We start from the raw sequence: 19,463 nt of genomic DNA on the forward strand, positions 1-19,463 counted from the left end.
GAAACTGGGGTAACCAATGTAGGTGGCCATTTACCTGCACACCCCCTGCCGGCAAGCAGAATGCTTGCAGCACCGCTGATCCTTATCACTGGTTACCCGAGCAGGCGTACCGGGCTCAGGGCTGTGCTTGCCCTACAGCAGCGGTACTCGTCTCAGGACAACGGAGCGTCGTAGATGAGTAGCAAGAACAATGATGATCTGCAGCGGCAGGCCTCGGAAAATACCCTTGGCCTGAACCCGGTGATCGGCATCCGGCGCAAAGACCTGCTGAGCTCGGCGCGCACTGTGCTGCGCCAGGCCATACGCCAACCGCTGCACAGTGCCAAGCACGTGGCCCACTTCGGCCTGGAACTGAAAAACGTGCTGCTGGGCAAGTCGAGCCTGGCCCCGGAGCAGGACGACCGCCGCTTCAACGACCCGGCATGGAGCCAGAACCCGCTGTACCGCCGCTACCTGCAAACCTACCTGGCCTGGCGCAGCGAGCTGCAAGACTGGATCGCCAGCAGCGACCTGTCGCCTCAAGACATCAGCCGAGGGCAGTTCGTCATCAACCTGATGACCGAAGCCATGGCCCCCACCAACACCCTGTCCAACCCGGCTGCGCTCAAGCGCTTCTTCGAAACCGGCGGCAAGAGCCTGCTCGATGGGCTGTCGAACCTTGCCCGCGACCTGGTGCATAACGGCGGCATGCCCAGCCAGGTGAACATGAAGGCCTTCGAGGTGGGCAAGAACCTGGGCACCAGCGAAGGCGCCGTGGTGTACCGCAACGATGTGCTCGAGCTGATCCAGTACAGCCCCATCACCGAACAGGTGCATGCGCGGCCCTTGCTGGTGGTGCCCCCGCAAATCAACAAGTTCTATGTGTTCGACCTGAGCCCGGAAAAAAGCCTGGCGCGGTTCTGCCTGCGCTCGCAACAGCAGACCTTCATCATCAGCTGGCGCAACCCGACCAAAGCCCAGCGCGAATGGGGCTTGTCCACCTACATTGATGCGCTCAAGGAAGCCGTCGACGCGGTGCTGGCCATCACCGGTAGCAAGGACCTGAACATGCTCGGTGCCTGCTCTGGTGGCATTACCTGCACAGCCCTGCTGGGCCACTACGCCGCCCTGGGCGAGCACAAGGTCAACGCCCTGACGCTGCTGGTGAGCGTGCTCGACACCACCGTCGATACCCAGGTGGCGTTGTTCGTCGACGAGCAGACCCTGGAGGCCGCCAAGCGCCACTCCTACCAGGCCGGCGTGCTGGAAGGCAGCGACATGGCCAAGGTGTTCGCCTGGATGCGCCCTAACGACCTGATCTGGAATTACTGGGTCAACAACTACCTGCTGGGCAACGAGCCTCCGGTCTTCGACATCCTGTTCTGGAACAACGACACCACGCGCCTGCCGGCAGGCTTTCATGGTGACCTGATCGAGATGTTCAAGAACAACCCGCTGACCCGCCCCGGTGGCCTGGAAGTCTGCGGCACGGCCATCGACCTCAAGCAGGTGCAGTGCGACATTTTCAGTGTGGCTGGCACCGCCGACCACATCACCCCTTGGCAGTCGTGCTATCGCTCGGCGCACCTGTTCGGCGGCAAGGTAGCGTTCGTGCTGTCCAACAGCGGGCATATCCAGAGCATTCTCAACCCGCCGGGCAACCCCAAGGCGCGCTTCATGACCGGGGACGACCGCCCCGGCGACCCGGTGGCCTGGCAAGAGAACGCCACCAAGCATGCCGACTCCTGGTGGCTGTACTGGCAGGGCTGGCTGGCCGAACGGGCCGGCGAGCTGAAAAAGGCCCCCACCCGCCTGGGCAACCGCACCTACCCAGCCGGCGAGGCCGCACCCGGCACCTACGTTCACGAACGTTGAGCCATTGCCCGTGGCGCGCTGCATGGCGCCACGGTGTCTCCTTCACCCAAGAGCCACGCGCATGCCGCAACCCTATATTTTCAGAACGGTCGAGCTGGACAACCAGTCCATCCGTACCGCCGTTCGCCCGGGCAAACCCCACCTCACACCCCTGCTGATCTTCAACGGGATTGGCGCCAACCTGGAACTGGTCTTTCCGTTCATCGAAGCGCTGGACCCGGACCTGGAGGTGATCGCCTTCGACGTTCCCGGTGTCGGCGGCTCATCGACACCGCGCCATCCCTACCGCTTCCCGGGGTTGGCCAAGCTCACCGCACGCATGCTCGACTACCTCGATTACGGCCAGGTCAACGTCATCGGCGTGTCCTGGGGCGGCGCGCTGGCCCAGCAGTTCGCCCACGACTACCCCGAGCGCTGCAAGAAGCTGGTGCTTGCCGCCACCGCAGCCGGCGCGTTCATGGTGCCGGGCAAGCCCAAGGTGCTGTGGATGATGGCCAGCCCCCGCCGCTACATCCAGCCGTCTCACGTGCTGCGTATCGCCCCGCTGATCTACGGCGGCGGGTTCCGCCGTGACCCGGACCTGGCCCTGCATCACGCCGCCAAGGTGCGTTCCGGCGGCAAGACCGGCTATTACTGGCAACTGTTCGCCGGGCTTGGCTGGACCAGCATCCACTGGCTGCACAAGATCCGCCAGCCTACCCTGGTGCTGGCCGGCGACGACGACCCGCTGATCCCCCTGATCAATATGCGCCTGCTGGCCTGGCGTATTCCCAATGCCCAGCTACACATTATCGACGACGGCCACCTGTTCCTGATTACCCGGGCCGAGGCAGTGGCCCCGCTCATCATGAAGTTCCTGGAGCAGGAGCGTCAGCGCGCCGTGATGCACCCGCGCCCTGCCTCGGGCGGTTGATCGCCACACGCTAGCCGCAAATGGAGTGCACAAGGAGTGTTGCCATGACAGACAAACCGGGCGCAGGCACCCGGGCGCCCCACACCGTCGAACTGCAGATGGAAAATGCCATGGTCGGTCTGCGCGGCCGGGACCTGGTATCGACCCTGCGCAGCGTTGGCCGCCATGGGCTGCGCCACCCATTGCACACCGCCGGCCACCTGCTGGCGCTGGGTGGCCAGTTGGGCCGGGTGCTGCTGGGGGACACACCCCACCAGCCCAACCCGCGCGATGGCCGTTTCAGCGACCCCACCTGGCGCGAGAACCCGCTTTACCGCCGCGGCCTGCAAGCGTGGCTGGCGTGGCAGGGGCAGACCCGGGCGTGGATCGACGAAAGCCACCTGGACGAGGACGACCGGGCCCGGGTCCACTTTCTGTTCAACCTGCTCAACGACGCCCTGGCACCGAGCAATTCGCTGCTCAACCCCCAGGCCGTGAAAACCCTGTTCGATACCGGCGGCCAGAGCCTGGTGCGCGGCGCCGCTCAACTGCTCGAGGACCTGCGCCACAATGGCGGGCTGCCGCGCCAGGTGGACGAGCGCGCCTTCGAAGTGGGCGGCAACCTGGCGACCACCCCTGGCAGCGTGGTGTTTCGCAACGACATGCTGGAGCTGATCCAGTACCAGCCCATGAGCGAAAAGCAGCACGCGCGCCCGCTGCTGGTGGTGCCGCCCCAGATCAACAAGTACTACATCTTCGACCTCAGCCCGGCCAACAGCTTCGTCCAGTACATGCTCAAACACGGTTTGCAGGTGTACATGGTCAGTTGGCGCAACCCCGACGCCCGTCACCGCGAATGGGGGCTGTCCAGTTACGTGGCGGCGCTTGAAGCAGCGCTCAACGCCTGCCGCAGCATCAGTGGCAGCCGTGACCCCAACCTGGTTGGCGCCTGTGCAGGCGGCCTGACCATGGCCGCGCTTCAGGGCCACCTGCAAGCCAGGCAACAATTGCGCCGGGTGCGCAGTGCCACCTACCTGGTCAGCCTGCTGGACAGCGCGTTCGACAGCCCCGCCAGCCTGTTCGCCGACGAGCAAACCATCGAGGCTGCCAAACGCCGCTCCTACCAGCGAGGCGTGCTCGACGGTGCTGAAGTGGCGAGGATATTCGCCTGGATGCGGCCCAACGACCTGATCTGGAACTACTGGGTCAACAACTACCTGCTGGGCAAGACGCCCCCGGCCTTCGACATCCTCTACTGGAACGCCGACAACACCCGCCTGCCGGCCGCGCTGCATGGCGACCTGCTGGACTTCTTCAAGCTGAACCCGCTGACCCGGCCCGGGGGGCTTGAGGTGTGTGGTTCGTCCATCGACCTGCAACAGATCAACATCGACAGTTTCACAGTGGCCGGCAGCAACGATCACATCACCCCGTGGGACGCGGTGTATCGCTCGGCAACCCTGCTGGGCGGCAAGCGCCGCTTCATACTCGCCAACAGTGGGCATATCCAGAGCATCATCAACCCCCCAGGCAACCCCAAGGCGTATTACCTGAACAACCTGCAGCTGCCGGGTGACCCACGTGCCTGGTTCCATGATGCCCAGCGCAGCGAGGGCAGCTGGTGGCCGCTATGGATGACGTGGATAAAGGCGCGCTCAGGCCCGCTCAGGCCGCCCAAAGGCCTACCGGGCAACGCCACCTACCCGGCGCTGGGCCCTGCACCCGGTACTTACGTGTTGACCCGATGAGCGTACCGACCGCATGAAAACCCGCGACCGTATCCTTGCCTGCGCCCTGGCGCTGTTCAACGGCAAAGGCGAGCCTAACGTTTCCACGCTGGAAATCGCCAACGAGCTGGGTATCAGCCCGGGTAACCTCTATTACCACTTTCACGGCAAGGAGCCTTTGGTACTGGGGCTGTTCGAACGCTTCGAGGAAGCGTTGATGCCCTTGCTGGACCCGCCTGTGAACCTGCGCCTGGAGGCCGAGGACTACTGGTTGTTCCTGCACCTGATCGTGGAGCGCATGGCCGAGTACCGTTTCCTGTTCCAGGACATGTCCAACCTGGTGGGGCGCCTGCCCAGGCTGGCCCGTGGCATGCGCCGCCTGATCAACGCGCTTAAGCATACATTGGCGGCGCTGCTGGCGAGCCTCAAGGACCAGGGGCTGGTAGAGAGCGATACCCAGGCGTTGGGGCAGTTGGTGGAACAGATCACCCTGGCCCTGTTGTTCTCGCTGGATTACCAGCGGGTGCTGGGCCGCGAGGGGGATGTGGGGGTTGTGGTGTATCAGGTGATGCTGCTGGTGGCCCCGCACCTGCAGCCTGCTGCCCGTGCTGCGGCTGAACAACTGGCGCAGGGTTATCTCAGGGGTTACAGGTGCCCGCCTTGAGGCTGGTCTCGCCTGTAAGACAGAGCGCCGCCAGCGCGGCGCTCGATCTACGCCCCCATACAACCCAAGGCATACGCCTGGTGACCATCACGCGGCCCCGGTCACTCCATACAAACTGACTTGCGTCAGGCCTGTGGGCCATCGCCAGCGGCAGCGGACGCCGTGGTGGTAGATGCCGCCGGGGCAGCCGCTGGCTCGGCCGGGGCTTTTCGGGTTGCAGGCTTTTTCGCAGCGGTGGTTTTTGCAGCAGCCGGCTTGGCGGCTGCAGGTTTGGCCGCCGCCGTCCTGGTCGCAGGCTTGGCCGCTGTGGCCTTGGCCAGTGGCTTGGCGGCAGTGCCGGAAGCCGGTTTGGCGGCAGCGGCACGGGTAGAAGCTGGCTTGGCCGAAGCGCCGGTGAGCTTCTCGATCTGCTTGGTAAGGGCCTCTACCTGGCCTTGGAGGGCCTTGATCTCATTGCGGCTTGGCACACCCAGGCGCGAGATTGCACTGTTCAGGCGCTTGTCGAAGGCCTCTTCCAGTTCGCTCCATTTGCCCAGGGCCCGGTCCTTCACCCCTGCCACACGCGAAGAAGCAGACGACTTGGCGGAGTCGGCCACGTCATCGGCAGCTTTCTTGGCCTTCTTTTCGGCCTTCTCACCATCCTTGACCAGCGAGTCGAACAGCTTGGGGCCGTCCTGATCGATTTTGGAATAGATGCCCAGCCCCGCCAGCCAGATCTTGCGGGAGTACTTCTCAACCCCCCCGACCCAGGAGCTACCGTCTTTTTCAGCGTTCTTCTTGCCAGCCATCCTGCTCTCCTTGTGGTTTACGCGCGCCTCAACGGAAGGTGTAGACGCAATACCCAAGCGCTTCAAGGCGCCACGTACCCGTGCGTCGTAACCGTGGGCCAAACCATCAAGGTAGGAGGTGAATTTAGAAACGTCACCCTAAGGTGAACGGCACATGCGCACGCTGACTCACACCAGTGCCTTGTCCAGGGCGCGTTCGATCTCGCCCTTGATGGTGCCGCTCATCATCGACAGCATCATGCCCAGCTTCAGGTCGACACGAATGCTGTCTTCACCAATGTGCACACTACCGTTGGCGCCACTGCGGGCCACATCGACCCGGTCGCCGTTCCAGGTGGCCTTCAAGTCGTACTCGCGGCTGAGCTTGTCGACCAGCGCCTGCGCCTTGGCACGGGCGGCCTCACGGCCGAGGGTGTGTTTGCGTTCGACGCTGATCTGGGTCATGCAGGTGTTCCTGGAGATGTAGACATAATTGGCATTATGCCCGCCCCTGCCCAACGGCACACCCCGCCAAGACAAATCCGCGCGTTCGCCCTAGAATGGCGGTAATTTTTTTCGGTGAAGCGATATGAACGACCAGCGCAAAGGCGACCACGCCGAACCCACCACCCATTTTGGCTATCAGGACGTGCCTGAAAGCCAGAAGGCGAAAAAAGTCGCCGAAGTGTTCCATTCGGTAGCCGCCAAGTACGACCTGATGAACGACGTACTGTCCGGCGGCATGCACCGCCTCTGGAAGCGCTTCACCATCGAGCTGTCGGGCGTACGCACCGGCAACCGTGTGCTGGACATCGCCGGCGGCACGGGGGACCTGGCCGCCAAGTTTTCGCGCCTGGTCGGCCCGACTGGCCAGGTTGTATTGGCTGACATCAACGAATCGATGCTCAAGGTGGGTCGCGACCGCCTGCTCGACCGTGGCGTGGCAGGCAATATCGAGTTCGTCCAGGCTGATGCCGAAAAGCTGCCCTTCCCCGACAACCACTTCGACTGCGTGACCATCGCCTTCGGCCTGCGCAACGTCACCCACAAGGAAGACGCCATCCGCTCGATGCTGCGGGTGCTCAAGCCTGGCGGGCGTCTGCTGGTGCTGGAATTCTCCAAGCCGACCAACAAATTCATGTCCAAGGCCTACGACGCCTACTCGTTCGCCTTCATGCCCCTGGCCGGCAAGCTGATCACCAACGATTCGGAAAGCTACCGCTACCTGGCCGAGTCCATCCGCATGCACCCGGACCAGGAAACCCTCAAGGCAATGATGGTTGCAGCCGGCTTTGACCGCGTTACCTACCACAACATGACCAGCGGCATCGTTGCCGTGCACCGGGGGATCAAACCCTGATGCTGCTGGCCGGGCTGCTCGCCAGCGTGGAGCACGGGCTCAACCGCATCCTGCGCATGGACAGCACGGCCATGCCGCGCCTGGCTGCACTGGAGGGCAAGGTCATCGAGATCGACTGCCGCCAACCGGCCTTGCAGGTGTTCATCCTGCCGGACGAGCAGGGGCTGATGCTCGCCAGCAGTTGGGAAGGCAGCGTTGACTGCAGCCTGCGCGCCCCCGCCGGCAGCCTCGCCCAACTGGCCCTGGCCCGGGACAAAACCGCCGTGCTGCATAGCCCTCAGGTGGAGCTGCACGGTGATACCGCTGCACTGCTCGACCTGTTCGGCATCCTCCAGGATCTGGAACTGGACTGGGAACACGAGCTGCAGAACTGGCTGGGCCCCGTGCCCACCGCGCTGCTTGCAGGCCATGTTCGCCTGCGTGCCCACTGGACACGCCAGAGCCTGGCCCGCTTGAGCCAGAGCCTGTCCGAATACCTGGCAGAAGAGTCACGTACACTGGTGGGCAAGCGCGAGGCCGAAGCGGCCTTCAGCGAAATAGACACCCTGAAGCTCGACACCGAACGCCTCGAGGCGCGCCTCAAACGCCTCTCCCGATCCCTTGATACCAGCGATAACGCATGAAGTTGCTCGCCGTCCGCCGTCTTTTCCGTATTCAGCGTGTCGTCATCCGGTACCGGCTGGACGACCTGCTGTTCGACTACCCGTTGCCTTGGTGGCTGATGAGCCTGCGCCTGCTGATGCCCTGGCGCTGGCTGCCACGCCGCGCCAGTGAGCTCAGCCGCGGTGCACGCCTGCGCCTGGCATTGCAGGACCTGGGGCCTATTTTCATCAAGTTCGGCCAGCTGCTGTCCACCCGCCGCGACCTGCTGCCCACCGACATCGCCGACGAGCTGATGCTGTTGCAGGACCGGGTACCACCCTTCGACCCGCAGAAGGCCGTGGCACTGATCGAGGCGCAACTGGGCGCCACGGTTGCCGAGGTGTTCAGCCGTTTCGACGTGGAGCCCCTGGCGTCTGCTTCGGTGGCCCAGGTGCATGCCGCACGCCTGAAAAGCGGTGAGGAAGTGGTCGTAAAGGTGGTGCGCCCCGGCCTCAAACCGGTAATTGCCGCCGATATCGCCTGGCTGTTCCTGATCGCCAAGGGCGCCGAGCGCATCTCTGCCGATGCCCGCCGCCTGCACCCGGTGGACGTGGTGTGCGACTACGAAAAAACCATCTACGACGAGCTCGACCTGCTGCGTGAGGCGGCCAACTCCAGCCAGCTGCGGCGCAACTTCGAAGGCTCCGACCTGATGTACGTGCCCCAGGTGTACTGGGACTGGTGCCGCCCCAAGGTGCTGGTGATGGAGCGCATCTACGGCGTGCCGGTCACCGACATGGCCACCCTGGCCGACCAGGGCACCGACATGAAGATGCTGGCCGAACGGGGTGTGGAGGTGTTCTTCACCCAGGTGTTCCGGGACAGTTTCTTCCACGCCGACATGCACCCGGGCAACATCTTCGTCAGCACCGTCAAGCCGTGGAGCCCGAAGTACATCGCCATCGACTGCGGCATCGTCGGCAGCCTGACCGACGAGGACCAGGACTACCTGGCGCGTAACCTGATCGCCTTCTTCAAGCGCGACTACCGCCGTGTCGCCCAGTTGCACATCGACTCCGGCTGGGTGCCTGCCAACACCAAGGTCAACGAATTCGAAGCAGCAATCCGTACGGTGTGCGAGCCCATCTTCGAAAAGCCGTTGAAGGACATTTCGTTCGGCCAGGTATTGATGCGCCTGTTCCAGACCGCGCGCCGCTTCAACATGGAAGTGCAGCCGCAACTGGTGCTGCTGCAAAAGACCTTGCTCAACATCGAGGGCCTGGGTCGCCAGCTTTACCCCGAGCTGGACCTGTGGAGCACTGCCAAGCCCTACCTGGAACGCTGGATGCGCGACCGCATGAGCCCCAAGGCCGTGCTCGGCAACCTGCATAGCCAGGTCGAACAGCTGCCGCACCTGGCCAACATGACCCGCGACCTGCTGGAACGGCTCTCGCAACCGCACCTGCACGACCCACAATTGCCTGAGCGGCGCCGCCAGGGTGACCACTGGGCGCTGCGGCTGTTGGGTGCAGGCCTGTTGGGCGGCGGGGCGGTGCTGGCTGCCACTGCGGCCCAGGCCGGCAGCCTGGCGGCCCCTGGGGCGTGGCCGGCCTGGCTGATGCTGGCCGCAGGCCTTTACCTGGTCGTGCGCCAATAGCCAGCCGCGCCTGCGGCTGGCACACTAGCGCAAGGGCCCGGGACAGAAACGGGCCGGCTTTGGAGTCAACGATGAAAGACTGGCTGGACGAGATCAAGTGGAACAGCGATGGCCTGGTACCGGCCATCGCCCAGGACCACAAGACCGGACGCGTACTGATGATGGCCTGGATGAACCGCGAAGCGCTGGCCCTGACGGCCGCCGAGGAACGGGCTATCTACTGGTCGCGTTCGCGTGGCAAGCTGTGGCGCAAGGGTGAGGCGTCCGGCCACGTGCAGAAGCTGCATGAAATGCGCCTGGACTGCGATGCCGACGTGATCATCCTGATGGTCGAGCAACTGGGCCATATTGCCTGCCATACCGGTCGCGAGAGCTGCTTCTACCGCGTGTATGAAGGCGGCCAGTGGAAAACCGTCGACCCGGTCCTGAAAGACCCCGATGCCATCTACAGCGCAGGACACTGACATGAGCGACACCCTCAACCGCCTGGCCGAAGTGCTAGAAGAACGCAAGCAAGCGGCTCCAGACAGCTCCTACGTGGCCAGCCTGTACCACAAGGGTTTGAACAAGATCCTTGAAAAGCTCGGTGAAGAGTCGGTGGAAACCATCATCGCCGCCAAGGATGCCGCCATCAGCAAAGACTGCAGCGATGTCATCTACGAAACAGCCGACCTGTGGTTCCACAGCCTGGTGATGCTCAGTGCCCTGGGCCAGCACCCCCAGGCTGTGCTGGATGAACTGGAGCGGCGCTTCGGCTTGTCCGGGCACGACGAGAAGGCTGCGCGTCAGCCGTCTGCCTGATGGAAACACGGTCCGCACAGGGCCAATACACATTGTTCAGGAGTACGAAATGGGTATCTTTGACTGGAAACACTGGATCGTCCTGCTGGTCGTCGTGGTGCTGGTCTTCGGCACCAAGAAGCTGAAGAACTTCGGCAGCGACCTGGGCGAGTCGATCAAGGGCTTCCGCAAGGCCATGAGCGAAGAAGAGAACAAGCCGGCCGAGCCTACGCCACCGCCAGCCCAGCCTGTTCCCCCGGTGCAGAACACCGCCCAGGCCAACCAGGGCCATACCATCGATGGTCAGGCACAGCCGGTCCACGAGCCGCAGCGGAAAGACTGACCTATGTTCGGCATCAGTTTCAGCGAGCTGCTGCTCGTCGGCCTGGTCGCGCTGCTGGTGCTCGGCCCCGAGCGCCTGCCGGGGGCGGCGCGCACGGCCGGCCTGTGGATAGGCCGCCTAAAGCGCAGCTTCAACAGCATCAAGATGGAAGTTGAGCGCGAAATCGGCGCCGACGACATCCGTCGCCAGCTGCATAACGAGCACATTCTGCAGATGGAAGAGGAAGCCAAGCGCATCCTCAACCCGAACGCCACACCCACGCAGCCCACGGTCACCACCGCCACCGTGCAGCCACCTGCGGGCCTGGAACCCAAGCCCAGCGAGCCGCCGGCCGCCCCGGCCACACCCTCCGAACCGCCACAACCGCCGCGAGTACCATGAGCGAGAACCCGGAACACGATCAGCCCATGCCGCTGGTTTCGCACCTTACCGAACTGCGCACCCGCCTGCTGCGTTGCGTGGCGGTCATTTTCCTGATTTTTGCCGGGTTGTTCTCCTTCGCCCAGCAGATCTACACCCTGGTGTCGGCGCCGCTGCGTGACCACCTGCCGGCCAACGCCACAATGATCGCCACCGACGTGGCTTCGCCGTTCCTGACCCCATTCAAGCTGACCATGATCGTGTCGCTGTTCCTGGCGATCCCGTTCATCCTGCAGCAGATCTGGGGCTTTATCGCGCCGGGCCTGTACCGTCACGAAAAGCGCATCGCCATCCCGCTGCTGATTTCCAGCATTCTGCTGTTCTATGCCGGCATGGCCTTTGCGTATTTCCTGGTGTTTCCGCTGATATTCGGCTTCTTTGCCAGTGCAACCCCAGAAGGCGTGTCGATGATGACCGACATCGCCAGCTACCTGGACTTCGTGATGACACTGTTCTTCGCCTTCGGCGTGGCCTTCGAAATCCCCGTGGCCGTGGTGCTGCTGGTGTGGATTGGCGTTGTGGATGTGAAGTACCTGAAAAAGATCCGCCCCTACGTGATCATCGGCTGCTTCGTGGTGGGCATGGTGCTGACACCGCCCGACATCTTCTCCCAAACGCTGCTGGCAGTGCCCATGTGGCTGTTGTTCGAAATCGGCGTGCTGTGCGGCAGCCTGATTCGCAAGCGAAGCGCAGGTGAGCCAGACGCAGGCGACCACCAAGACCAGCCGCCTGCGACCCAACCGTGAACCTGTTGCTGCTTGAGGAGGCCGACTTCGTGTCGGCCGACCGTGTGGTACTCGCCGACCGGCGCTTTACCCACATGCAGCACATCCACGGCGTGGTGGAGGGTGATTCGCTGCGCGTGGGCCGCATCAACGGCATGATGGGCAAGGCCACGGTGGTGCGGCTGGCGCCGCACGAGGCTGAGCTTGAGGTCAGCTTCGACCAGCCGCCGCCGGCCAAACTGCCGCTGACCCTGGTGCTGGCCGTGCCGCGCCCGAAAATGCTGCGCAGGCTGTTCCAGACAGTTGCCACCCTGGGCGTGCCCAGGCTCATTCTGGTGAACAGCTACAAGGTCGAGAAGAGCTTCTGGCAAACGCCGTTCCTGCACCCTGACGCCATTCGCGAAAACCTGGTACTGGGGCTGGAACAGGCACGTGACACCGTGCTGCCCGAGGTCATCATCGAAAAGCGCTTCAAGCCGTTCGTGGAAGACCGCCTGCCCGCCATCGCAGCCGGCACCCTCGGGCTCGTCGGCCACCCCGGCCCCTACCCCGCCTGCCCACGGGCAGTGGAACAAGCAGTGACCCTGGCCATCGGCCCGGAGGGCGGCTGGATACCCTACGAGGTCGACCTGCTTGCCAACGCCGGCCTGGCGCCGGTGCAACTGGGGGATCGCATACTGCGGGTGGAAACGGCGGTCACCGCGCTCTTGTCGCGAATTTTCTGACAAGTTAGTCAGCATTTTCCACCATCAAGTTTCCCTCTCCCGGGCCGATGGCCTTGGCAACAACAATGAATCGTGCTGCCAAGCCGCCAGGGAGTTACCTATGAATCGATGGTTAACCCAGCTACTGGGAAACGTGAGCGTCATCCGCAAACTGGGGCTAGGTTTCGGCCTGGTCCTGCTGTTGACGCTGAGCACTACCCTGACTGGCTGGCACGGCATGGACAGCATCATTGGCCGCGGTGACAAGCTGGGCAACATCTCGCTGATCCAGCAATACACACAAGAACTGCGCATCGCCCGGCAGCAGTACGAGCGCCAGCGCGACGAGGCCTCCATAGGCGAGCTGGACAAGGCCCTGGCCAACCTCGACCGGCAGGTGCAGTTGATGCTGGGGCAGATCGAGCAGCCCGCCGACCACCAGCGCCTGGAGCAGCAGCGCGATGCGGTTGCCGGTTATCAGCAGGCCTTCGTCGCGTTGAAACAGGCCGGGCAGCGCCGCGAAGCCAGCCGCCAGGTACTGGGCGACAGTGCCGACAAGGCTGTGGAACTGATCGGCCGCGTGCAACAGCGGTTGCTCGAAGCCGGTGACATTACCCCGTACAACCAGGTGGTCACGGTCAGCAGCCTGCTGCAGCAGGCGCGCTTCCAGGTGCGCGGTTACACCTACAGCGGTAATGCCGAGTACCAGCAAACCGCGCTCAAGGCCATCGACCAGGCGGTGACAGAGCTGCGCGCACTGCCGGCTAGGCTGCCGGCCGAATACGCCGCTGGCCTGGACGACGCTGCGACCGCCATGGGCGGCTATCGCGATGCGGTGCTGCAGTTCGGCCAGGCCCAGGCTGCCAGTGCCCAGGCGTTGCAGGGCATGGTCGAACAAGGCGCCGTGCTGATGCAGACCAGCCAGGCCATGACCACCTCGCAGACAGCCGTGCGTGACGCAGCCGCCGCCCAGGCCAAAATGCTGCTGGCCGCGGCCACCGTGCTGGCGCTGGCCCTGGGTTTGCTGGCCGCCTGGGCTATCACCCGGCAGATCATCGTGCCCCTGCGCGAGGTGCTGCGCAGTACCGAACGCGTAGCCAGCGGTGACCTCACCCTGGACGAGCAGCGCCCTCGCGGTGACGAACTGGGCCAGTTGCAAGCCAGCGTTCAGCGCATGACCCGCGGCCTGCGCGAGCTGATTGGCGGCATTGGCGACGGTGTTACCCAGATCGCCAGTGCGGCAGAGGAGCTGTCTGCAGTGACCGAGCAGACCAGTGCCGGCGTCAGCAACCAGAAGGTCGAGACCGACCAGGTCGCCACCGCCATGAACCAGATGACCGCCACCGTTCACGAAGTGGCGCGCAATGCCGAGCAGGCCTCGGAGGCCGCCCTGATGGCCGACCAGCAGGCCCGTGAAGGGGACCGGGTGGTGAACGAGGCGGTGGCGCAGATCGAGCGCCTGGCCCGTGAAGTGGTCAACTCTAGCGAGGCGATGAGCCAGCTCAAGGGCGAGAGCGACAAGATCGGCAGCGTGCTGGATGTGATCAAGTCGGTGGCCCAGCAGACCAACCTGTTGGCGCTCAATGCGGCCATCGAGGCAGCCCGGGCCGGTGAAGCCGGGCGCGGGTTCGCCGTGGTGGCCGACGAAGTACGCAGCCTGGCGCAACGCACCCAGCAGTCGACCGAAGAGATCGAAGAGTTGATCGCCGGCCTGCAAAGCGGCACCCAGCGCGTGGCCAGCGTGATGGACAACAGCCGCCAGTTGACTGACAACAGTGTGGAGTTGACCCGCCGCGCCGGCACTTCGCTGGATACCATCACCCGCACCGTGTCGTCGATCCAGGCCATGAACCAGCAGATTGCCACCGCCGCGGAGGAACAGACCGCCGTTGCCGAGGAAATCAACCGCAGCGTGATCAATGTGCGGGATATCTCCGACCAGACCTCGTCGGCCAGTGAGCAGACGGCCAGCTCCAGCGTGGAGCTGGCGCGGTTGGGCACCCACCTGCAGGGCCTGGTAGCCCGGTTCAGGCTATGATCCGGCAACGAGCATAGGTAATTCTTCGTACAGCACAGGGTGAAGATTCCTACCTGATTATCAGGTCAAGTCCTACACCTGCTCCGCCGATTGGCAAGGGTGTGATGCGCGCAAAGCGCCTGCATCCCCTTTCCAACCGAACGGAGACTCACCATGCTCGGCTACCTGAACCGCAAGCTCGGCAATATCAGCGTCGCAGCCAAGCTGGCCCTCGGCTTTGCCGTGGTCCTGCTGCTGACGCTGATCACCACCATCAGCGGATGGCGCGCCCTCGATGGCGCGATCGTCCGCTCACAGCAGCTCAGCGAAATAGGCCGCATCAACGACCTGACCAAGGACCTGCGCGCTGAACGCATCACTTACCGTGTGCTGAACGACGACACCAGCAAGGCACGCATCGCCAGCATTCTGGAGCAGCTGGACACCATGCTGACCACCCTGCAACAACGCAGCAGCGTGGAAGAATCGCGGCAGATCCTCACGGACAAACTCGCCCTGCTGCAGCAACTGCGCGGCGATTTTGCCGAGTTGCAACGCACAACGGCCAGCCGCAGCACACTGCGTGAAGCCATGCAGGCGCAACAAGAACGGCTCAATGCTGCCATCGACGAGCTGGAAACCCAGGCCCTGCTGAAGATGCCAGCGGACGGCCAGCAAGGCGGCGTACTGGGCATGATGGACACCCTCAGCCGCCATGTGGAAAGCGCCAACCAGCAGAGCCTGATGCCCGCCTACACCTTTTCGCCCATGGAGGATTTCGCCAAGGTGGGCGACAAGTCGCTGGACGCCGCTGACACCAGCCTTGGCCAGTTGATCAAGGCCGTGGCCCCACTGGGCCTGCCCCGCACCGTGACGGAGCTGCCAGGCAGCGAGCTGGCCAGGTATCGGGCCGCCGTTGAGCAATACAGGCGTGCAGCTGTACGCGCCGAGCAACTGCAGAACAGCATGGAGAAAAAAGGCGACGAAATGCGCGCGGTCAGCCTGGAGCTGGGCAAGCGTAAGGTGGAGCAGCGGGACCGTGAGGCGCTGGCTGCGCGCTCACTGCTTACCAGCGTCGCCCTGCTGGCACTGGTAGTGGGGGTGATTGCCGGGTGGCTGATAACCCTGCAGATCACCCAGCCGCTGCGCCAGACCCTGGTGGTGGCGGCGCGCATCGCCAAAGGCGACCTGAGCCAGGTAGAAACCGTGCAGCGGCGTGACGAGATGGGCCAGTTGCAGACCAGCATGCGCGAAATGACCCTGAGCCTGCGCGAGCTGATTGGCGGCATCGACAAGGGTGTGGGGCAACTGTCCCAGGCTGCTACGCAACTGGCCGCCAGCAGCGAGGACACCAAGCTGCGGATCAGCCAGCAACGCGAAGAAACCGACCAGGTGGCCACCGCCATGAACCAGATGAGCGCCACGGTACAAGAGGTGGCGCAGAACGCTGAACAGGCCTCGATGGCCGCGACCAACGCTGACCAGCAGGCCCAGGAGGGCGACCAGGTAGTGGCTGAAGCCATCGGTCGTATCGAACAGCTAGCAGGGCAAATGGACCATTGCCTGGCAGCCATGCAGCACCTGGCCGGCGAAAGCCAGCGTATCGGCAGCATTCTGGACGTGATCAAGTCGGTGTCCGAACAGACCAACCTGCTGGCCCTCAATGCCGCCATCGAAGCGGCAAGGGCCGGTGAAGCCGGGCGCGGCTTCGCCGTGGTGGCCGATGAAGTACGCGGCCTGGCCCAGCGTACGTCTACCGCGACTGAAGAGATTGGCCAACTGATAGACAGCCTGCACAACGGTACCGATGAAGTGACCCGGTTGCTCGACAACAGCAAGAGCCTCACCGAACAGAGCGTGGAACTGAGCCGCAGGGCCGGGCATGCGTTAAGCCAGATCACCGATACGGTGTCGAGCATCCAGGGCATGAACCAGCAGATCGCCACGGCCAGCGAGCAACAAAGCGTGGTGGCCGAGCAGATCAACCGGAGCGTGCTGAATGTGCGCGACGCGTCCGACCAGACCAGTGTCGCCAGCGAGCAGACGGCCGAATCCAGCGGCGAGCTGGAACAGCTCGGCCAGCAACTACGCGGGATGGTGGGGCGTTTCAACATCTGAGGGGGTGAGGCAGCCCAGGTATGGGAGCAACTGTCTTACACAAAAACTCGAGGTCGTCGCAATTCTTGTGGGAGCGGGTTTACCCGCGAATGCTCTGCCTCCGCGTTCGCGGATAAACACGCCCCCACCGGCCTCACAGTACCTGACGCAGAAACGCCTGGGCGCGCGGGTCTTTCGGGGCTGCAAAGAACGCTGCCGGCGCCGAGTCTTCCAGCAGCTTGCCATGGTCGAAGAACAGCACCCGGTCCGCCACTTCGCGGGCAAAGCCCATTTCGTGGGTGACGCAGACCATGGTCATGCCTTCCAGGGCCAGGGTTTTCATCACATCCAGCACCTCGCCGACCATTTCCGGGTCCAGCGCCGAGGTCGGCTCGTCGAACAGCATCACCTTGGGGTCCATGGCCAGGGCCCTGGCAATGGCCACCCGCTGCTGCTGGCCGCCCGACAGCCGCGAGGGATACTCGTTGGCCTTCTCCGCAATACCCACCTTTTGCAGCAGCGCACGGGCCTTGGCTTCGCGTTCGGCCTTGCTGCGCTTGCGCACCACCTTCTGTGCCAGGCAGAGGTTTTCCAGCACGGTCATGTGCGGGAACAGGTTGAAGTGCTGAAACACCATGCCGACTTCACGGCGGTAGGCGTTGATATCGGTTTTCGGGTCAGCCAGCGGCAGCCCATCGATGGCTACATGGCCCTGGTCGAAATGCTCCAGGCCATTAAGGCAGCGCAGGAAGGTGGACTTGCCAGACCCCGACGGGCCCAGCACCACCACTACCTCGCCCTTGGCCACTTGCGTGGAAACGTTATCCACAGCGCGCACCACGTGGCCACGGGTGTCGAATACCTTCAGCAGGTCACGAACTTCAATCACTTTGCGCAAGCCTCCGCTCAAGCCGGCTGGCGATATGCGACAGCGGCAGGTTGATCAGCAGGTACAGGCCTGCCACGCAGAACCAGATCTCGAAGGTGGAGAACGACGTAGTAATGGCTTCGCGACCACTCTTGGTCAGCTCGGTGATGGCGATTACCGATACCAGCGAGGTGTCCTTGACCAGGCTGATGAACTGCCCGGCCAACGGGGGCAGTACACGCTTGAACGCCTGCGGCAGGATGACATGGCGCATCGACTGCGCGCCGTTCAGGCCCAGCGAGCGGGCTGCTTCGTTCTGGCCCTTGGCGATCGACTGCACACCCGCGCGGACAATTTCTGCCACGTAGGCGCCGGTGAACAGCGCCAGCGCGGCGACACCGGCGAACTCGCGGGACAGGTTGAGCACCGTGCCGATGAAGAAGTAGAAGATGAAGATCTGCACCAGCAGCGGCGTGCCGCGTACCAGCTCTACGTAGACAGTCGACAGGTCATGCAGGGTGGGGTTTGTGGACAACCGGCACAACCCGGCGAGCAGGCCGATTACCAGGCCTAGCGCCCCGGACACCACCGAAATCCACAAGGTGGTCCACAAGCCCCAGGCCAACGGGCCGGCAGCCCAATGGCGGGTGACACCAATCTGGTCGCCTTCGGCGACATCGTCGCCCCGGCTCAATTGCAGGCTGTCCCTGGCCACGTCCAGCACCTGCTGGTCGCCGTTTTCATCCTTGAGGGTAACGCGGGCGTTGTCGCCAGCCACGACGATATCCTGCACGGTGCCATAACCGGCCGCGCGCTGTACGTCTTCGGCCTGGTAGGCGAAGTACTGCGGCACGCGGTTCCAGCGCCACTCGTAGGAAATCATCGAGGTGGCCATGTACAGGCTGAACGCCAGGCCCACCAGCACCAGCGCGGTCAGGCTATGCCAGGGCCACCGGGCTTTGTTGTGTTTGATCACGGGGTTACTCCAGAAAACGGCAAGCCGCAAGCCACAGGTTGCAGGCAGAAACGGTCGGCTTCTGCCTGTAACCTGCAGCTTGCGGCCTGGGGATGCCTCTTATTCCATGTCCTTCAGCCAGCCCTTGTTCTTGAACCACTTGTCGTGGATACGATCGTAGGTCCCGTCATGCTTGATCTGGTGCAGGAAGTTGTTGATGAAGTTGATGCTGTCGTAGTCGCCCTTCTTCAGGCCAAAGGCCAGCGGCTCGTAGGTGAAGGGTTCTTCGAGGAACAGCAGCTTGCCAGCACCGGCCTTCTCCACAGCCACCACGTTGTACGGTGCGTCGTAGACGAAGGCATCCGCCTTGCCGTTGACCACGTCCATGACCGCTTCCTGCTCGTTGTCATAGCCATGGTACTTGGCTTTGCCGATCAGCTTCTTGGCGACCATTTCGCCGGTGGTGCCCAGCTTGGAGGTGAGGCGATACTTCTCGTTGTTCAGGTCTTTGTACGACTTGATCTCGCCGGCCAGCTCCTTGCGAATCAGCAGGGTCTGGCCCACGACGATGAAGGGTTCGCTGAAGTTCAGGCGCAGGTTGCGCTCCTGGGTCAGGGTCATGCCGCTGCCGATCATGTCGAACTTGTCGGTCAGCAGGGCTGGGATGATGCCGTCGTAGGCCGTGGAAACCGCCTCGAACTTCACGCCCATCGACTTGGCCATGGCCTTGAGGATGTCCACCTCGAAGCCGATGATCTCGCCGCGCTTGTTGGTCATCTGGAACGGCATGTAGGTTGGGTCCATGCCCACCCGCAAGGTACCGCGCTTGACCGCTTCGTCGATGGCGCCTGCCTGTACGGCCGTCACGGCGACCAGGGCGGTAACACCCACCAGCAGTCGCGAAAGGTATTTCTTGAACATCACCAAGTCCCCTGGAAATAAAAGTAGCGAATCTTTTTTATTGGCACGGCCGTACTGGCCGCTGCGTACTGTCGGAGAGGGATGCTAACGCATGGTGGGCTGGGGACCTAGAGCTGGCGGGGACTTTGTT

General features: G+C 63.5%; 20 protein-coding genes and 1 pseudogene. 16 read left to right on the forward strand and 5 right to left on the reverse strand.

All coding sequences use genetic code 11. The features are described 5' to 3' along the window. Positions 1-174: 174 nt before the first annotated feature. The 4 genes from phaC (IAE33_RS16060) to IAE33_RS16075 all read left to right on the forward strand — a co-directional run bounded on the left by phaC (IAE33_RS16060) (position 175) and on the right by IAE33_RS16075 (position 5,137). Positions 175-1,854, forward strand: coding sequence for a class II poly(R)-hydroxyalkanoic acid synthase (phaC, locus tag IAE33_RS16060; RefSeq protein ID WP_201164241.1), 1,680 nt, complete (start codon positions 175-177; stop codon positions 1,852-1,854). Between the two features lie 61 nt (positions 1,855-1,915). Beyond that, positions 1,916-2,767 (forward strand): poly(3-hydroxyalkanoate) depolymerase, encoded by an 852-nt coding sequence (gene phaZ, locus IAE33_RS16065; protein WP_060480751.1) that lies wholly within the window; start codon positions 1,916-1,918, stop codon positions 2,765-2,767. A 44-nt stretch (positions 2,768-2,811) separates the two neighbouring features. Continuing rightward, complete coding sequence (gene phaC, locus IAE33_RS16070; RefSeq protein ID WP_201164242.1) at positions 2,812-4,494, forward strand: class II poly(R)-hydroxyalkanoic acid synthase; 1,683 nt, start codon at positions 2,812-2,814, stop codon at positions 4,492-4,494. 13 nt (positions 4,495-4,507) lie between these two features. After that, positions 4,508-5,137, forward strand: coding sequence for a TetR/AcrR family transcriptional regulator (locus tag IAE33_RS16075; RefSeq protein ID WP_201164243.1), 630 nt, complete (start codon positions 4,508-4,510; stop codon positions 5,135-5,137). Between the two features lie 125 nt (positions 5,138-5,262). Here IAE33_RS16075 and IAE33_RS16080 read toward each other — a convergent pair whose 3' ends face one another. Beyond that, entirely contained in the window at positions 5,263-5,925 is a 663-nt protein-coding gene (locus tag IAE33_RS16080) for a phasin family protein (RefSeq protein ID WP_201164244.1), read from the reverse strand. A gap of 168 nt (positions 5,926-6,093) precedes the next feature. Next, positions 6,094-6,369, reverse strand: coding sequence for a polyhydroxyalkanoic acid system family protein (locus tag IAE33_RS16085; RefSeq protein WP_028631940.1), 276 nt, complete (start codon positions 6,367-6,369; stop codon positions 6,094-6,096). Positions 6,370-6,493: 124 nt separating this feature from the next. On the opposite strand from IAE33_RS16085, the gene ubiE reads away from it, so the two are divergent. The 12 genes and pseudogenes from ubiE (at position 6,494) to IAE33_RS16140 (ending at position 16,610) form a co-directional block, all read left to right on the forward strand. Beyond that, entirely contained in the window at positions 6,494-7,264 is a 771-nt protein-coding gene (ubiE, locus tag IAE33_RS16090) for a bifunctional demethylmenaquinone methyltransferase/2-methoxy-6-polyprenyl-1,4-benzoquinol methylase UbiE (protein WP_028631941.1), read from the forward strand. Continuing rightward, on the forward strand, positions 7,264-7,887 hold the full coding sequence (locus IAE33_RS16095) for a ubiquinone biosynthesis accessory factor UbiJ (protein WP_201164245.1): 624 nt from the start codon (positions 7,264-7,266) through the stop codon (positions 7,885-7,887). Before ubiE ends, IAE33_RS16095 begins: the two co-directional genes overlap by 1 nt. Then, positions 7,884-9,503 (forward strand): ubiquinone biosynthesis regulatory protein kinase UbiB, encoded by a 1,620-nt coding sequence (ubiB, locus tag IAE33_RS16100; protein ID WP_201164246.1) that lies wholly within the window; start codon positions 7,884-7,886, stop codon positions 9,501-9,503. The genes IAE33_RS16095 and ubiB overlap by 4 nt, the downstream gene beginning before the upstream one ends. Before the next feature lie 71 nt (positions 9,504-9,574). Next, complete coding sequence (gene hisI / locus IAE33_RS16105) at positions 9,575-9,967, forward strand: phosphoribosyl-AMP cyclohydrolase (protein WP_201164247.1); 393 nt, start codon at positions 9,575-9,577, stop codon at positions 9,965-9,967. Between the two features lies 1 nt (position 9,968). Next, entirely contained in the window at positions 9,969-10,304 is a 336-nt protein-coding gene (locus tag IAE33_RS16110; RefSeq protein ID WP_028631945.1) for a phosphoribosyl-ATP diphosphatase, read from the forward strand. Between the two features lie 49 nt (positions 10,305-10,353). Then, positions 10,354-10,626 (forward strand): twin-arginine translocase TatA/TatE family subunit, encoded by a 273-nt coding sequence (locus tag IAE33_RS16115; RefSeq protein WP_201164248.1) that lies wholly within the window; start codon positions 10,354-10,356, stop codon positions 10,624-10,626. A 3-nt stretch (positions 10,627-10,629) separates the two neighbouring features. Further along, positions 10,630-11,007 carry a Sec-independent protein translocase protein TatB gene (gene tatB, locus IAE33_RS16120; protein ID WP_028631947.1) on the forward strand — a complete coding sequence of 126 codons (378 nt, stop codon included), beginning with the start codon at positions 10,630-10,632 and terminating at the stop codon, positions 11,005-11,007. Further along, a complete protein-coding gene (gene tatC, locus IAE33_RS16125) occupies positions 11,004-11,792 on the forward strand; it encodes a twin-arginine translocase subunit TatC (RefSeq protein WP_028631948.1) in 789 nt (262 codons plus the stop codon). Before tatB ends, tatC begins: the two co-directional genes overlap by 4 nt. After that, positions 11,789-12,496 (forward strand): 16S rRNA (uracil(1498)-N(3))-methyltransferase, encoded by a 708-nt coding sequence (locus IAE33_RS16130; RefSeq protein WP_201164249.1) that lies wholly within the window; start codon positions 11,789-11,791, stop codon positions 12,494-12,496. The genes tatC and IAE33_RS16130 overlap by 4 nt, the downstream gene beginning before the upstream one ends. 217 nt (positions 12,497-12,713) lie before the next feature. Continuing rightward, positions 12,714-13,658 (forward strand): annotated as a pseudogene (locus tag IAE33_RS24975) (methyl-accepting chemotaxis protein); the annotation flags it as partial. Positions 13,659-13,799: 141 nt separating this feature from the next. Continuing rightward, positions 13,800-14,513 carry a methyl-accepting chemotaxis protein gene (locus IAE33_RS24980; protein WP_442967382.1) on the forward strand — a complete coding sequence of 238 codons (714 nt, stop codon included), beginning with the start codon at positions 13,800-13,802 and terminating at the stop codon, positions 14,511-14,513. Between the two features lie 153 nt (positions 14,514-14,666). Next, positions 14,667-16,610 (forward strand): methyl-accepting chemotaxis protein, encoded by a 1,944-nt coding sequence (locus IAE33_RS16140; protein WP_201164251.1) that lies wholly within the window; start codon positions 14,667-14,669, stop codon positions 16,608-16,610. 133 nt (positions 16,611-16,743) lie between these two features. On the opposite strand, the gene IAE33_RS16145 is transcribed toward IAE33_RS16140, so the two are convergent. The 3 genes from IAE33_RS16145 to IAE33_RS16155 form a co-directional block, all read right to left on the reverse strand. After that, on the reverse strand, positions 16,744-17,478 hold the full coding sequence (locus IAE33_RS16145) for an amino acid ABC transporter ATP-binding protein (protein ID WP_201164252.1): 735 nt from the start codon (positions 17,476-17,478) through the stop codon (positions 16,744-16,746). Continuing rightward, complete coding sequence (locus IAE33_RS16150; protein WP_201164253.1) at positions 17,471-18,433, reverse strand: amino acid ABC transporter permease; 963 nt, start codon at positions 18,431-18,433, stop codon at positions 17,471-17,473. The genes IAE33_RS16145 and IAE33_RS16150 overlap by 8 nt, the downstream gene beginning before the upstream one ends. A gap of 99 nt (positions 18,434-18,532) precedes the next feature. Further along, on the reverse strand, positions 18,533-19,333 hold the full coding sequence (locus IAE33_RS16155) for a transporter substrate-binding domain-containing protein (protein ID WP_201164254.1): 801 nt from the start codon (positions 19,331-19,333) through the stop codon (positions 18,533-18,535). Positions 19,334-19,463 lie beyond the last annotated feature (130 nt).

Source organism: Pseudomonas sp. S60 (assembly GCF_016647865.1).
Lineage (GTDB): Bacteria > Pseudomonadota > Gammaproteobacteria > Pseudomonadales > Pseudomonadaceae > Aquipseudomonas > Aquipseudomonas parafulva.